10 protein-coding genes are annotated in these 15,209 nt (G+C 72.8%); 6 read left to right on the top strand and 4 right to left on the bottom strand.

The annotated features are described in order from the left end of the window. Positions 1–16 precede the first annotated feature (16 nt). The 5 genes from ACIBK1_RS27675 (at position 17) to ACIBK1_RS27655 (ending at position 8,427) form a co-directional block, all read left to right on the top strand. Positions 17–2,623 carry an AAA family ATPase gene (locus tag ACIBK1_RS27675; protein ID WP_396738641.1) on the top strand — a complete coding sequence of 869 codons (2,607 nt, stop codon included), beginning with the start codon at positions 17–19 and terminating at the stop codon, positions 2,621–2,623. A 338-nt stretch (positions 2,624–2,961) separates the two neighbouring features. Further along, the gene (locus ACIBK1_RS27670) at positions 2,962–5,511 is read left to right on the top strand and encodes a DUF222 domain-containing protein (protein WP_396738639.1); all 2,550 of its coding nucleotides are present in this window, start codon (positions 2,962–2,964) and stop codon (positions 5,509–5,511) included. A gap of 258 nt (positions 5,512–5,769) precedes the next feature. Next, the gene (locus ACIBK1_RS27665) at positions 5,770–7,092 is read left to right on the top strand and encodes an alkyl sulfatase dimerization domain-containing protein (RefSeq protein ID WP_051762695.1); all 1,323 of its coding nucleotides are present in this window, start codon (positions 5,770–5,772) and stop codon (positions 7,090–7,092) included. 67 nt (positions 7,093–7,159) lie between these two features. After that, positions 7,160–7,999: a HipA family kinase gene (locus ACIBK1_RS27660; protein WP_030511982.1), complete on the top strand. Its 840-nt coding sequence runs from the start codon at positions 7,160–7,162 to the stop codon at positions 7,997–7,999. Beyond that, entirely contained in the window at positions 7,996–8,427 is a 432-nt protein-coding gene (locus ACIBK1_RS27655) for a DUF3037 domain-containing protein (protein ID WP_051762697.1), read from the top strand. The genes ACIBK1_RS27660 and ACIBK1_RS27655 overlap by 4 nt, the downstream gene beginning before the upstream one ends. Here ACIBK1_RS27655 and ACIBK1_RS27650 read toward each other — a convergent pair. From ACIBK1_RS27650 to ispG, 3 genes are all read right to left on the bottom strand, one after another. Further along, complete coding sequence (locus ACIBK1_RS27650) at positions 8,408–9,250, bottom strand: GNAT family N-acetyltransferase (protein WP_030511984.1); 843 nt, start codon at positions 9,248–9,250, stop codon at positions 8,408–8,410. The two genes, ACIBK1_RS27655 and ACIBK1_RS27650, sit on opposite strands and share 20 nt — an antisense overlap. Positions 9,251–9,306: 56 nt before the next feature. Beyond that, positions 9,307–10,986, bottom strand: coding sequence for an alpha/beta hydrolase (locus ACIBK1_RS27645; RefSeq protein ID WP_081904009.1), 1,680 nt, complete (start codon positions 10,984–10,986; stop codon positions 9,307–9,309). Positions 10,987–11,110: 124 nt separating this feature from the next. Further along, positions 11,111–12,277: a flavodoxin-dependent (E)-4-hydroxy-3-methylbut-2-enyl-diphosphate synthase gene (ispG, locus tag ACIBK1_RS27640; protein WP_030511986.1), complete on the bottom strand. Its 1,167-nt coding sequence runs from the start codon at positions 12,275–12,277 to the stop codon at positions 11,111–11,113. Positions 12,278–12,613: 336 nt separating this feature from the next. Between ispG and ACIBK1_RS27635 the strand changes: the two genes are divergently transcribed. Further along, entirely contained in the window at positions 12,614–13,774 is a 1,161-nt protein-coding gene (locus tag ACIBK1_RS27635) for a lytic polysaccharide monooxygenase (RefSeq protein WP_208865592.1), read from the top strand. Positions 13,775–13,822: 48 nt separating this feature from the next. On the opposite strand, the gene dxr is transcribed toward ACIBK1_RS27635, so the two are convergent. Next, complete coding sequence (dxr, locus tag ACIBK1_RS27630) at positions 13,823–15,010, bottom strand: 1-deoxy-D-xylulose-5-phosphate reductoisomerase (protein ID WP_030511988.1); 1,188 nt, start codon at positions 15,008–15,010, stop codon at positions 13,823–13,825. Positions 15,011–15,209: the final 199 nt, after the last annotated feature.

Raw genomic sequence — 15,209 nt, 5'->3', positions numbered from 1 at the left:
GGAGTGACGGCCAGCCGTGGACGTACCGGCCGTCGGGGAGGGCCGCGCGGGGGCGCTCGGCCAGGTGGTCTCGGCCCTGTCGAAGACGCCGCGCACCGTCCTCGTCCATGGCGAGCCCGGCATCGGCAAGACTCATCTGATCGGTGAGGCCGCGGCGCGGCTGAAGGGCTTCCGCGTGCTGCGCGGCCAGGCCCGCGAACTGGACGGCGGGCGCGCCTACGCCCCGCTCGTCGAGGCGTTCCAGGCAGTGGGCGGCGAGGCGGCCGACATGCTGTCCGGCCTGCTCGACGCGGTCGACCAGGCCGCGCTCGGCCATCCCGCCGCCGCGCCCGGGGCCATGGCCGCCCGGCTGATGGAGTCGCTGCCCGGCCCCACCCTCCTCGCGATCGACGACCTGCACCTGGCCGACGCGGACACGCTGAGCGTGCTGCGGGCTCTGCCGCGCCGCCACGACGCCGTCGCGATCCTCGGCACCGCCCGCCACCCTCCCGCGCTCGACGTGGACCTGTCGATCCGGCTTCAGCCGCTGACGATGAGCGAGGTCGCCCGTCTCGTCACCACGCTGCTCGGCCGTCGGCCCAGCGACACCGTCCTGCGGCGGATCCACGTCGCGAGCCGGGGCAATCCGTGGTTCGTGCAGGAGGCCGTGCTGGCCCTGGTGCAGGGCGGCGCCGTGCGCTCGGCGGACCCGGGGGCACGACGCGGTGCGATCCTCAGCCGGCTGTTCCAGCGCGACAGGGGCGGACGCGACCTCGCCCGCGTGCTGGCCACGCTGTCGCGGACGCGGGAGGCCGCCGATCTCCCCGCGCTCGCCCAACTCGCCGCGCTCACCCCCGACCAGGCCGAGCGCGCCTTCGACGCGCTGGTCAGGGACGGCGTCGTCAGCAGGAACGGCGACGGCTACGCGCTCGCGCACCCGTTGGTGGCCGAGGCGCTCTACGACGACCTCGGCGCCTCCGGCCGCCGCGAGGTGCACCGCCGCATCGCCGACATGCTCGAACGGGAGGGGCTGACCGGGACCAGGCGCGTCCTGGAGTGGGCCACCCACATGGCCGAGGCCGGGCCGCCCGCCGAGGCCCTGCCCGCGGTGCTGCGCGCCGCCGAGCTGACCCGCTGGACCGCGCCGCTGTCGGCCGCGCACTGGTACGGCAAGGCCGCCGAGCTGTCCCCCGAGCCCGGCGAGCTGCTGGCCAGGCAGGCTCTCGCCTACTGGAAGGGCTCGCGGCCCGCGCTGGCGCTGAACTCGGCCCAGCGCGCGATCGCCGTGCTGCCCTCCGGGCGCCGCCGCACCCGCGCCGCCTACACCGCGGTCGGCGCGGCCCACGTGATGGGATGGTACGAGGTCGCCCTCGACGTGGCCCGCCGCCAGATCCCCAAGGCCGACGACGCATCGGCGCTGCTGGCCCAGCAGGCGCTGGTCAGCGCGGAGATGGGCCTGCCCAGCGGGGAGGCCGCCCGGCGGGCCTGGGACGGCCTGTCCGACTGCCCGCCACAGGACCGCGCGATCACGGTCGGCTATCTGGCCATCCACGCGCTCGTGCGGGGCGACTGGACCGAGACGCAAAGGGCCGTCGACGACCTGCTCACCTTCGCCGCCGCGCTGCCGCCGGGCGCCCGGCTCGCGTCGCTGGAGTCGGCGGCGCACGTGCTGGCGATCGCCGGGCTGCGCTCCCGCGCCGTCGAGGTGCTCGGCCAGGCCGAGCAGATCCACCGCGGACTCGGCTGGCACGACATCGCCGGACAGCACGTACGGACCATGGCGGTCATCCGGCGGATGGGCGGCGAATGGGCGCGGGCGCTGGAGGAGATCGCGGTCGCGAGCCGGGCACTGGCCGAGGCGGGCCTGCTGGAGAACCTCGCCCTGCTGCGCAACATGGAGCTGGACATCCTGCTCGACCAGGGCAGGTTCGACGAGGCCGCCCGGGTCCTCGCCGAGCCGCCGCCCGGCTCCGCGCTGCACCGGGGAATGCGATGCGTGCTCCGCGCGCGCCTGGTGCTCGGGCGGGGTGACATCGCCGCCGCGCGGCGCGAGCTCGACCACGCCCTCGCGTACGAGGTGCCCGAGGTGGTGCACCGGGCCCTGGCGATCAAGGTGCTGGTGACGGGAGCGGCGGGCGACGACGCGAGCCGCCGGGCGGCGGCCACCTGCCTGGACGAGCGGTCCGGGAACGGCACCCCCCGCGCTCGGCTCGCCGCCGACCTGGCGATGGGCTACACGTTCCGGGATCGCGCGCGGGCCGGCGCGGCGCTGGAGCGGGCCCGCGCCGACGGCCTGCCGTTCGAGGAGGCGCGGGCCCGGCTGGTCCTCGGCGCGCTCGGCGACACCGCGCAGCTCTCCCGCGCGCACGCGATCTTCGTCCGCCTCGGCGCGGCGCCCTGGACGGCGCTGTCCGAACGCCGCCTGCGGGAGGCCGGGCTGGTCCCCGAACCGGCGAACCGCCTCACCCCCGGCGAGCGCCGCGTCATCGAACTGGTCGCCGACGGGCTGAGCAACCCCCAGATCGCGGAGGAGCTGCACTACAGCCGCAAGACCGTGGAGGTCTATCTCACCCGCGTCTACGCGAAGACGGGCCTGCGGTCACGCGTCGAACTCGCCCTGGCCGTCGAACGCGGCGAGCTGTGAAGCGGTTGTGACTCCACGTTTGTGCTGGTGGGGGCTTGGATCGATAGTGTGTTCGAGATAGTCTTGGGGCAGCCGTTACAGGTGAGCCTAGTGGGCGGGCCCTCGGTGGCCGTACGCCGTGTGTTGAGCCGAGTCTGCGTGAAGGAAGTCCCGGTCCGGGCGGCCGGGAGCCGTTCAGTCGCCTTCGTCTCCGCTTCCGGGGGTCCCGCACCGTGTCCGCGTCTGTGTCCGCGTCTATATCCACGCCTGTGTCGGCGTCTGTGTGGGCGTCTGGGTGGGGGCCGGGTTCGTCGTCTGGTGCCGGGGGGTCGTCTTCGTGCCGGGTGGGCGGGGCGCCGGTGGCGATTCCTGCAGGGCTGGCGGCGATGCCGCCGGGGGCCGAGCTCGCCCGGGTGCTGGCCGGTATCGATGTGGGGCGGGTGTCGGGGTTCGACACCGTCGAGGTGCTCAAGGCCGCCTATCGCCAGTCCTGCCATGAGCGGGCGCGTTTCCTGTACGCGCTGCTGGAGGTCGGGTTGCGCGAGCAGTTCACCGGCGACCGCGTGGTCCGTCTGGAAGTGCCCGATGAGTTCGCTCCCGATGAGGCGCGGGCGGCGCTGGTGTGGTCGCGCCGCCGGGCGGACTCGGCGTTCGATCTGGCGTGGAACCTGCACCGCCGCCTTCCCGTTCTCGGGGAGGCCATGCTGGCCGGAGAGCTGGACGAGCCGCGGGCGGCGGCCTTCATCCGCTGGACGGGTGGTCTGACCGACGCCCAGGCCGGCTGGGTCTGCGAGCACCTGATCGGTCGTGCTCCGGCCTGGACGGTGGGGCAGCTGATCGAGCACATCCAGCGTCTGGTGCTGGCCATCGACCCTGATTGGGCGGAAAAGCGCTACCGGGAGGCGGTGCGCAGACGCCGCGTGGTCGGCATGCGCACCGACGACGGCACCGCGACGGTTTCGGGGCTGGATCTGCCGCTTGATCGGGCGGTGGCCGGCTGCGAGCGTATCGACGAGCTGGCCCGCGCCTGCAAACGCGCGGGAGACCACCGTCCCGTCGACCACATCCGGGCCGATCTCTTCCTCGGCAGCCTGGACGGCAGCTTCGAGGGCCTGTCCGACGCCGAGATCGTCACCCACGTCCGCACCCACCCTTTCGTGGACGCCACCCCCTCCGACGCCCCAGCCGACACCACCGACCTCCGGCCTGCAGACGACACCACCAACGCCACCGACACCACCGCCGAGCCCACCGCCGCCTCCGATGACACGGCCGCCGACACCGCGACCGAGGACACGGATACCAACACCACCGCCGAGCCCACCACCGAGCCAGTCGACAGCGCGGCTTACGGGCCCGATGACGATCCCGATCACGCGGCCAAGGCCCATGGCACGGCCGATGACGCAGCCAGCGGCGAGATCCCTGACGAGCCCCGCAGCGCGAGACGCCCTGAGACCCGAAGCCAGACACGCCCTGAGCCTCGCAGTGAGGCCGGCGACTCGACCGGTGCTCGACCCCACAGCGAAGCGGGCGGCGCGGCACCCGACGAGACATGCGGAGGGGCTGGGCAAGACCGCCCACGGCAATACGGAGCCGAGCCCAGGCAGAAACCCCGACACGACCGGGGACACGGTCACGGGCAGGGACTGCGGCAGCGGCTTGGACATGCCGATGGGCGACCCTTCCCGGAGCAGACGCCGACGACGCAGCCGTCATCGGCACAGACACAGTCGGCACAGGCACAGTCGGCACAGACGTCGTCGGCGCAGGCGCGGTCAGCGCAGACGTCCTCAGGCCAGCCGTCGTGGGCGTGGTCAGTGCGCGCGTGGTCGGTGCGGGAGATACGGGTGGAGCTGACCACCCTGCTCGGCCTCGACGAGCACCCGGCCCAGCTGCCCGGCTGGGGCATGGTCCACGCCGCTCAGGCCCGCCGGATCGTCGCCTCCATGCTCACCGGGCAATGGCGCTATGCCGTCTGCGCCGACAACGGGCATCTGCTGCTGACCGGCATCACCGGGCGACGCCCCTGCCCGCCCGCGCAACGACCCGCACGCGATACACGACGCGGCGGCATCGTCGAGCTCCAAATCACCCTCACACGACTCCGCGAACTGGCCGCGACCCCCACCGCCACCGGCGTCTGGGCCCCGCTGATCGCCGACCTGGCCCGCAACGCCCAGCACGCCGAGACCCGACAATCGCAAAACGGCCGCCCCCGCACTCATCCGCCCGACGCAGCCCCGCCCACCCAACCCACCCAGCCCCCCCAAGCCGCCCAGCCCACCCAACCCACCCAGCCCACTCAGCCCGGTGAGTCCGCACAGCCTGCCGAGCCCGGCGAGTCCGAGCCCGGCGAGTTCACCGAGTCCGAGTCCATCCAGTCCGATGAGTCCGCCGGTCGGCGGCATGCCGGAGCGGCCTTACGTCGCTATGTCCAGATTCGCGGCCGGGTCTGCTCCTGGCCGGGCTGCCGCATGCCCGCCACCCGGACCGACCAGGACCACATCCACCCCTGGGCCGACAACGGCGCCACCACCGCCGACAACCTGCACCTGGCCTGCCGCCACGACCACCGCGCCAGGCACATCGGCGGCTGGCGGGTCACCTCGCCCGGCCCCCAACTGATCGTATGGACCAGCCCGCTCGGACACACCTACCCCAGCCCGCTCCCGAAGATCATCCAACCCGCCCCCGAACCCCAGCCCCGCAACTGTCCCGACGCCCCACCCGGACGCCCGCCCGCCGGCCCCGCCGGAGCACCAGACACGATCATGGCTCCACCAAGCCCTCCTCCGCCCCACAGCAGCGGACGTGACGGCACGACCAACGGCGCGGCGGACGGCGCGGCGGACGGCGCGGCCGTAGCGACGTCCTTCGACACCGACCTCGACGTGCCGCCGTATTGAACGCCACATGTCTTTGGCACCGGCCCTCGGGACACCGGTGTCGATGGCTCGGCTCCCGGGCCGGACCACCGAATCGGCATCGGCATCGGCATCGGCACCACGGTCGACACCGGCGCTGGTCAGCACAAGTCGGCACGGTCGGCACGATCGGCAGGTCGGCACGGGACGGCGCTAGTCGGTACGGGTCGGCGCGGGTGCGCATGGACATTAGGGATCTCCCTACTGTGCACCGTCCGCCCCGAGGATCAGGCTCTGACCATGGAATCGCCGATCCTTTCGTACGCCGACGAGGTCTGGCGTGGTTCGGTGCGCCCCGAGGACGTGCCCTACGCGGAGCTGCGCCGCGACGGAGTGCAGGAGATCGCCTACGGCGTGGCGATGTGGCCGGCGTGCGGCAACGTGTACGTGGTCCGTGGCGAGGACGGGCTGGGTCTCTTCGACACGGGCGACGCCCGTGAGGCCGAGCAGTCGTACCGCGCGATCAGGAAGTGGTCGTCGGAGCCGCTCAAATACGCGATCTTCTCCCGCAGTCGGGCCGACCGGCTGGCGGGGATGGAGGAGTTCGACGCCGAGCCGGGCCCTCACCCGCTGGTGGTGGCGCAGGAGGGGCTGGCCCGCAGGCTCGCCCAGCAGGGCAGGACGGCCGGGTACAACGCGATCGTCGACCTGCGTGAGCAGGGCCTCCCCCGGCTGGTCTGGCCGCCGCCGCAGCGGTTCCCCGACCTGACCTACCGCGAGCGGCTGTCCCTGTCGCTGGGAGACGTCACCTTCCAGCTCAACCACGCCTGCGGCGACACCGACGACGCCACCTGGGCGTTCCTGCCGGAGCGGGGCGTGCTGCTGACCGGTGACCTGTTCGCGTGGACGGTCCCCGGGGCGGGCCACCCACAGCGGATCCAGCGCTATCCGGACGACTGGTCGGTGGCGCTGAGGGCCATGGCCGCGCTCGACGCCGACCTGCTGCTCCCCGGGCGTGGGCTGCCGATCCGCGGGCCGGCCAGGGTGCGCCGGGCGCTCAACGACACGGCCGACTATCTCGACAGCCTCGTCGAGCAGACGCTCGACCTGATGAACGCCGGCGCGCGCCTGGACGAGGTCCTGCACTCGGTCAAGCCGCCGCCCGCGCTCGCCGGACGGCCCTACCTGCGTGAGCGCCACGACGAGCCCGAGTTCATCGTGCGCAACATCTGGCGGCTGCACGGCGGCTGGCACGACGGCAACCCCGCCAACCTCAAGCCCGCACCGGCTGCCGTGTTCGCCCGCGCGGTCGCCGAGCTGTCGGCGGGGGCGGCGTCGGTCGCGGGCCGGGCCGTCGCCGCGGCGGCCGACGGCGACCTGCGCCTGGCCTGCCAGCTCGCGGAGCTCGCCGCGCAGGCCGAGCCGGAGAACCGGAAGGTGCACGAGATCAGGGCCCTCGTCTACGCGATGCGGGTCCAGCAGGAGCGCGGCTCGATCGCACGCGGCGTGTACGCCTGGGCCGCCGCCGAATCACGCAGCAAGATCACCGGAATGGACCTGCTCGACGTCTACCACGACGTCGCGGAGGGCCGGATGTGGTGGCTGCCCAGCAAGGCCAACTGAGCCGGCCGGGCGGCCGGCGGGCGCGGGGAGGGGAGCGCCCGCCGGCCCTGCCGGTAGCCTTCCTTCCGTGCTCGAACAGATCACGGCGACCCGGTATGTCGCGCCCCTGCGCGAGGGCGGGTCGCTGCCCGGAGTCGTCGAAGCCGACGACCTCGGCACGTACGTCGTGAAGTTCCGCGGTGCGGGACAGGGCCGGCGGGTGCTCGTGGCCGAGATCGTCTGCGCCGAACTCGCCAGGCGGCTCGGCTTCGCCACGCCCGAGCTCAAGGTCATCGACCTCGATCCGCAGCTCGGCGTCCGCGAGCCCGACGAGGAGATCCAGGACCTGCTCACGGCGAGCGCCGGACACAACCTCGCGATCGATTTTCTGCCCGGAGCGCTCGGCTTCGACCCGCTCGCCTGGGAGCCCGACGCCGACTTCGCCTCCCGGGTGCTGTGGTTCGACGCGTTCGTCCACAACGTGGACCGGAGCTGGCGCAACCCGAACCTGCTCGTCTGGCACGGCGGGGTGTGGCTGATCGACCACGGCGCCGCCCTGTGGTTCCACCACAACTGGCCGACGGCCGACCCGCGCCGCCGGTTCGACGGCCGCGACCACGTGCTCGCGCCGTTCGCGACGAAACTGCGGCAGGCCGACGACGAGCTGGCCGCGCTCGTCACCCGGCCGCTGCTCGACGAGGTGACCGCGCTGGTGCCGGACGAGTGGCTGGAGGACGAGCCGGGCTTCGCGGACGCGCACGCCGTACGGCGGGCCTACACCGAGCACCTGCTCGCGCGGGTCGCCGGGCCCCGCGACTGGCTGCCCGACACCGACACCGCCGGCGCCGCCGCTCCCGCTCCGCACCGGGGCCGGCCGGGCGCGACGATCGGCGGCTTCTGGCGTGCGGCGCGAGAGGGCGGCCGATGAGCGACTTGGACGTCTACGAGTACGCGGTGATCCGCGTGGTGCCCAGCGTGGAGCGGGGCGAACTGGTCAACGCGGGGGTCATCCTCTACTGCCAGCCGCGCGGCTACCTGTGCGCACGGGTGGAGCTGGACGAGGCCAGGCTGCTGGCGCTGGGCGTGCCGGTGGACCTGCCCGGCGTACGGCTGGCCCTGGCCGCCTACGAGCGGGCGTGCGGCGAGGAGGCGGGCCCCCTGTGCGGGGAGCCGCTGGGCGCCCGGTTCCGCTGGCTGACCGCGCCGCGCAGCACGGTCGTGCAGACCGGGCCGGTGCACGCCGGCCTGACCGGCGACCCGGCGGCCGAGCTGGACCATCTGCTGACCCGGCTGGTGCGGCCGGCGCAGGCCGGCCTCGGCGCGGGCGGGAACCCGGCTAGAACAGCACGGACATGAACGTGTCGACCTCCTGGAAGCCCACCTTGCGGTAGACGGCCCTGGCCGGGAGGTTGAAGTCGTTCACGTAGAGGGTGACGACCGGGGCGAAGTACTTCAGCGCCTGCTCGACCACGGCGGCCATGCCCGCCGCGGCGTGGCCGCGCCCGCGCAGGCCGGGGTGGACCCACACGCCCTGGATCTGGCACGCCTGCGGCGTCACCGCGCCGATCTCGGCCTTGAAGACCACCTGGCCGTCGTCGATCCGCGCGTACGACCGTCCGATGCGGATGAGCTCGGCGACCCTCGACCGGTAGAGCGCTCCGCCGTCGCCGTTGTCCGGCGACACGCCCACCTCTTCGGTGAACATCGCCACGCAGGCGGGCAGCAGGATGCCGAACTCCTCGGGACGGACCCTCCGTACGAGCGGGTCCGGCTCGACGGCGGGCGCGGAACTCGTGGCCATGACCGGCTGGGCCCACCGGATCGCCCGGGCGCCGCCCCAGTGCGGCTCCAGCCGCTCCCAGAGCTGCTCCACGGCGCCGGCCGGGCCCACGATGGACGAGCAGCGACGGCCCTGCTTGCGCGCCCGGTCGGCGAAGGCGTGGACGGCCTCGCGGGTGGCGTTCACGGGCACCAGGTTGGCGCCCGCGTAGCACAGGGACACCAGCCCTCCGCGGGGGCCGTAGCCCCACATCTGGCCGCCGAGCCGTGAAGGGCTGAGGCCGACGGCCCTGACCCGGGCCGCTACGAACACATTGGCGACCGGATCGGTGTCGAGGAGTGCCAGCACCTCTTCACGATCGCTGTCGTCGAGCACGCGCGACGCCGATGTTCGCAGCATCACGGGCCCAGCCTACGCGAACGGTTCCCGTTTGGGAGGTATCGGCCCGGCCGGGCTCACCGCCGTGTGGCGGAGACGTGGGACGTCGTTCCCGGCGCACCCGTCGTGACCTTCATCAGCGTGGCACGCGGCTCCGGCTGGCCCGGGCAGGTCGCGTCGGCGCCCCGCCTGCCTCTGCGCTGCGGCGACAGCGCCGCGTCGCGCAGGTAGGCCGCCAGTTGCCGGTCGACGCAGGCGTTGCCGGCGAGCGACACTCCATGGTTGCCGCCGCCCGAGGTGAGCAGGCGCGCGGTCGGGAACAGGCCGCGCATGCGCACCGCCCCCTCGTACGGCGTGGCGGCGTCGCGCTCGGCCTGGATCAGCAGGACGGGCGGCAGATGCGACGTGCCCACCTTGACCGGGGTGCCGCCCTTCTCCGGCCAGAAGGCGCACGGCGCGTTGTAGACGGCGTTGGGCCAGGCCATGAACGGCGCCTCGGCGTGCGCCTGGCGCGTGTCGGTCCGCCAGCGGTCCCACGACCGGGGCCAGGCCGCGTCGCGGCACTCCACGCCCAGGTAGACCGCGTAGGAGTTCTCCTCCTCCGCGTCGATCTCGGCCTCCGCGTGGAACAGTTTCACCAGGACCGAGGCGTCGCCGTTGCGGACGTACGACGAGAAGGCGGAGCCCAGGTAGGGCCAGAGCCGGTCGCTGTAGGCGCCGTTGGAGAAGACGTCGTCCAGTTCGCTCGGGCCCACGACCCCGCCCGCGGGTCTGCCGCGCAGGCGGGAGCGCATGGAGTACCACGCGAAGGACACCGCCGCCTGCGTCGCGCCCAGCTTGTAGACGTCGTCGTGCTCGGCCACCCAGGCGAGGAAGTCGCGGTGCCGCCGGTCGAAGCTGTGGTCCTGGGCGATGTTGGCCGCGTACCAGACGCCGCCGGGGTCCACCACGCTGTCGAGGACGAGGCGGCGCACGCGCTGCGGGAACAGGGTGGCGTAGACCGCTCCCAGGTAGGTGCCGTACGAGTAGCCGAGGTAGCTGATCTTCTCCTCGCCGAGCGCCGCGCGCACCGCGTCCATGTCCCGCGCGGAGTTCTCGGTGGTCAGGTAGGGCAGGAACCAGGCCCAGCGGTTGCCGCACCCCTCGGCGTACTGCTTGGCCCTGCCGACCAGCACCTGCTCCTCGGCGTCGTTCTTCGGCACGTTGTCGGGGCGGGGCGCCGCGTAGAAGCGGGCCGGGTCCACGCACGACATGGCGGGCTGGCTGGGCGCGACCCCGCGGGGCGCGAAACCGATGATGTCGTATCGGGCCGCGACCTCCTTGGGCAGCCGCGCCGCGACATACCTGGCCAGGCTGAGGCCCTCGCCGCCCGGTCCGCCGGGGTTCACCAGCAGCGCGCCGAGGTGGTTGCCGTCACGTGAGACGGTGCCCCTGACGCGGTTGAGCGCCAGCGTGATCTGCTGGCCGTACGGCTCGCGGTAGTCGAGCGGGACGCGCAGCTCCGCACACTCCTGCACGGGCTCCCGCCGATCGGCCCGCCGGGCCGGCTCGGCCGGCTCGACCCGCCGGGCCGAGCCGAGCCCGAGCAGGCCGCCTGAGGCCGACTTGGTCTCGGACGGGCACTGCTTCCATTCGAGCGGACGCTGCGGCGGCCCCCAGTGCCCCGGCCGGTCCGACCCGGCGGCAGCCCCTTCCGGCCCGACCAGCCCGGCGACCAGCGTCGCCACGCCCGCGACCACACCAACGACCCGCTTCACCGGCATTGCTCCTCTGCTTCCGAACAGCAGAGGACAGCTTCGCCATGTGATCGACCGAGTACGGTCCGTACTACCCGTTCATTGCCATTGTGTAGTCAGAGCATTGCGAACTGTAATGCCGGGGTCAGCGGACGACGACCTCGGGACCGGCGGCCTCGTCGTCGTCGAGATCCACGTCGACGCCCATCTCCTCGGCGAGGCGCAGGGCCTCCTCGATGAGGGTCTCGACGATCTGCGACTCAGGAACGGTCTTGATGACCTCGCCCTTCACGAAGATCTGGCCCTTGCCGTTGCCGGAGGCGACGCCGAGGTCGGCCTCCCTCGCCTCGCCCGGGCCGTTGACCACGCAGCCCATCACGGCCACGCGCAGCGGCACCTTGAGCCCGGTCAGCCCGGCCTGCACCTGCTCGGCGAGGGTGTACACGTCGACCTGGGCACGGCCGCAGGACGGACAGGAGACGATCTCCAGGCCGCGCTCGCGCAGGCCGAGCGACTCCAGGATCTGCGTGCCGACCTTGACCTCCTCGACCGGAGGCGCCGACAGCGACACCCGGATGGTGTCGCCGATCCCCTCCGCCAGCAGCGCGCCGAACGCCACGGCGGACTTGATCGTGCCCTGGAAGGCCGGCCCCGCCTCGGTCACACCGAGGTGCAGCGGGTAGTCGCAGCGCTGGGCGAGCAGCCGGTAGGCCTGGATCATCACGACCGGGTCGTTGTGCTTGACCGAGATCTTGATGTCGCGGAAACCGTGCTCCTCGAACAGGGAGCACTCCCACAGCGCCGACTCGACCAGGGCCTCCGGGGTGGCCTTGCCGTACTTCTGCAGCAGGCGCGGGTCGAGGGAGCCGGCGTTGACCCCGATCCTGATCGGCACGCCGGCGTCGGAGGCCGCGCGGGCGATCTCGCCGACCTTGTCGTCGAACTTCTTGATGTTCCCGGGGTTCACCCGGACCGCCGCGCATCCGGCGTCGATCGCCGCGAAGACGTATTTGGGCTGGAAATGGATGTCCGCGATGACCGGGATCTTGGACTTCCTCGCGATGGCCGGCAGCGCGTCGGCGTCGTCCTGCGAGGGGACCGCGACGCGGACGATCTGGCAGCCGGTGGCGGTGAGCTCGGCGATCTGCTGCAGGGTGGCGTTGACGTCGGCGGTCAGCGTGGTGGTCATGGACTGCACAGAGACCGGCGCGTCCCCGCCGACGGGGACCGAGCCGACCATGATCTGACGTGACACCCGCCGCTTGGCGATCGGCTGGGTCCGTACGGCGGGAATCCCGAGATCAACAGACATTTCTGCACCTTGTTTGATAGGCGACGCCCGGTGGGGGGCCCTCCCAGTCTAAGGAGTGCCGCGACGCCGGGCGGCCCGAAACCTTTTCACGAGGAATGAAGGTTTCATGACCCGCGGCTGAAGGAAGAGCCGCCACCTGCGAGGACGGGCACGGCGGCCGTCGCCCGGGTGGGCAGGCGGCGGAGGCCGACCTAGAGTCCGAATCGCGAGAGCGCTCTACGCACCACCTGGTCGGTAAGTCAAACGGCTGTCCCCCCGGGCCGACGTGCTCGCGCCGTCGGCGGTGCCGTGCTGCACCACGAGTGCGGCAGCCATGACCACGCGAAAGGGTAGCCCGTGGGTAGACCACGAAGAAAACTGTCGACAGCGACGATCGGCCTGATCGTCGCCGCGCTGTCCGCCCTCGTCTCCGCCGTCGTGATCGCCTCCCCGGCGTCCGCGCACGGCGCCCCGATGATGCCCGGCAGCCGCACCTACCTGTGCTGGAAGGACGGCACGACCTCAAGCGGAGCCATCCAGCCGAAGAACCCCGCCTGCGCGGCCGCGGTCGCCAAGGGCGGGACCAACGCGCTGTACAACTGGTTCGCCGTGCTGCGCTCGGACGGCGCGGGCCGGATGTCCGGCTTCATCCCGGACGGGCAGCTGTGCAGCGGCGGCGCGGTCGTCTACGACTTCAGCGGTTTCGACCTCGCCCGCGACGACTGGCCGGTCACCCACCTGACCTCCGGGGCGACCGTCGAGTTCAAGTACAACAAGTGGGCCGCGCACCCCGGCACGTTCCGGTCGTACATCACCAAGGACTCCTGGAGCCCGACCCGCGCGCTGGCGTGGAGCGACCTGGAGTCGACGCCGTTCGACAGCGTCACCAACCCGCCGAGCGTCGGCTCGGTGGGCACCGAGGACGGCCACTACTACTGGAACGCCCACCTGCCCTCGGGTAAGAGCGGCCGCCACATCATCTACACCGTGTGGCAGCGCTCGGACAGCAACGAGACGTTCTACAGCTGCTCCGACGTCGTCTTCGACGGCGGCAACGGCGAGGTGACCGGCGTCGGCACGGGCAACCCGAGCCCGTCCCCCAGCCCGCGCGTCTCCCCGTCCCCCAGCCCGCGCGTCTCTCCGTCGCCCGGCACCTCCCCCAACACCTCGCCGAGCCCGAGGGTCAGCCCCTCGGCGAGCCCGACCCCCGGCGGCAACGGCGGAGCCTGCTCCGCCACCTACAAGGTCGTCAGCTCGTGGGGCGGCGGATACCAGGGTGAGGTGACGGTGACGGCCGGCTCCTCGTCCATCGGCAGCTGGGCGGTCAGGTGGACCCAGCCGAGCGGCAGCACGATCACACAGGTCTGGAACGGCACGCTCAGCCAGTCCGGCAGCGAGATCAGTGTGAGGAACGTGAGCTACAACGGCAGCGTGGGCGCCGGCGCCTCGACCACGTTCGGCTTCCTGGCCAACGGATCGAGCAGCGGTTCCCCGACGCTGAGCTGCTCGACGGCCTGACCCGTCCGCCCGTGGCGCGGCCCGCCTGACCCGGGTCGCGCCAGGGGCTCAGCTCGTCAGCTCGGCCGCCCGCGCCCTCGCCCACGCGTCCGCCGCGAGGACCTCCTCCACGGACGCCGCCGGGCCGGGGGTGTGGGCGGCCACCACGCGTTCCACGGTGTCCACGATGCCGAGGAACGGCAGGGCGCCCTTCAGGAACGCCTCCACGCACACCTCGTTCGCCGCGTTGTAGACCGCCGGCGCGGTGCCGCCCAGGGCGCCCACGTGACGGGCCAGCGCGACCGACGGGAACGCCTCGTCGTCGAGCGGCTCGAAGGTCCAGGTGTGGGCCGTGGTCCAGTCGACCGCCCGCGCCGCGCCGGGCACCCGCTCGGGGTAGGCCAGCGCGAGCGAGATCGGCAGCCGCATGTCGGGCGGGCTCGCCTGCGCGATCGTCGAGCCGTCGGCGAACTCCACCATCGAGTGGACGATCGACTGCGGATGGACCACCACCTCGATCCGGTCGAACCCGATGTCGAACAGCAGATGGGCCTCGATCACCTCCAGGCCCTTGTTCACGAGCGTCGCCGAGTTCACCGTGATGACCGGCCCCATGCTCCAGGTCGGGTGGTTCAGCGCCATCTCGGGGGTCACGTCCGTCAGCTCGGCCCGTCTCCTGCCCCGGAACGGACCGCCGCTCGCCGTCACCACCAGCCGCCGTACGGCCGCCGGGTCGGCCCCGCCCGGTCCGGCCGCCCACAGACACTGGGCGAGCGCGGAGTGCTCGGAGTCCACGGGGATCATCTGCCCCGGCCCCGCCAGGCGCTTGACCAGCGGACCGCCCACGATCAGCGACTCCTTGTTGGCCAGCGCGAGCACCCGGCCCGCCTCCAGCGCGGCGAGCGTGGAGGTCAGCCCCAGGGCCCCGGTGATGCCGTTGAGCACGATGTCGCAGGGTGAGGCCGCGACCTCCGCCACCCCCTCGGGGCCCGCCAGCACCCTCGCCCGCGCGCCCGCCGCCGCCAGGGCCTCGCGCAGCGCCGGCACGGCCGCCGGGTCGGCGACCGCCACCGCCTCGGCGCCGAAGTCGGCCGCCTGCCTCGCCAGCAGGTCGACCCGGCCGCCGCCCGCGGCGAGCGCGGTCACGCGGAACCGTCCGGGGGCGTTGGCGACGACGTCGAGAGCCTGGGTGCCGATGGAGCCGGTCGAACCCAGCACGACGACAGACCGGGGCTGCGGCAGGGATTGGGAACTCATCCCCTCATTGTCTCCGAGACGGCCCGCGGGCCCGCAACGGCACGCGCCCGTACGGGAAACGGCCGGAGCCGGGGAGACGGGCGCTGCGCACAAAGATGCTGAGGAGAAACAAGCACATATATGCCCGAATCTGCCCATAACCGTATAGGCAGATCGTGAGAAATCCGGTTGAAGGCGTCGCTACTTTCCCGCGTCAGGA

Source organism: Microbispora rosea (assembly GCF_044460045.1).
GTDB lineage: Bacteria > Actinomycetota > Actinomycetes > Streptosporangiales > Streptosporangiaceae > Microbispora > Microbispora rosea.
This window is presented reverse-complemented; position numbering and strand designations above follow the sequence as displayed.

What these genes read in the sequence shown, in the direction of transcription:
- ACIBK1_RS27665 (WP_051762695.1), top strand. Translation starts at nt 5,770, where the DNA reads ATGGAATCGCCGATCCTTTCGTACGCCGACGAGGTCTGGCGTGGTTCG.
- ACIBK1_RS27655 (WP_051762697.1), top strand. Translation starts at nt 7,996, where the DNA reads ATGAGCGACTTGGACGTCTACGAGTACGCGGTGATCCGCGTGGTGCCC.
- ACIBK1_RS27650 (WP_030511984.1), bottom strand. Translation starts at nt 9,250, where the DNA reads ATGCTGCGAACATCGGCGTCGCGCGTGCTCGACGACAGCGATCGTGAA.
- ispG (WP_030511986.1), bottom strand. Translation starts at nt 12,277, where the DNA reads ATGTCTGTTGATCTCGGGATTCCCGCCGTACGGACCCAGCCGATCGCC.
- dxr (WP_030511988.1), bottom strand. Translation starts at nt 15,010, where the DNA reads ATGAGTTCCCAATCCCTGCCGCAGCCCCGGTCTGTCGTCGTGCTGGGT.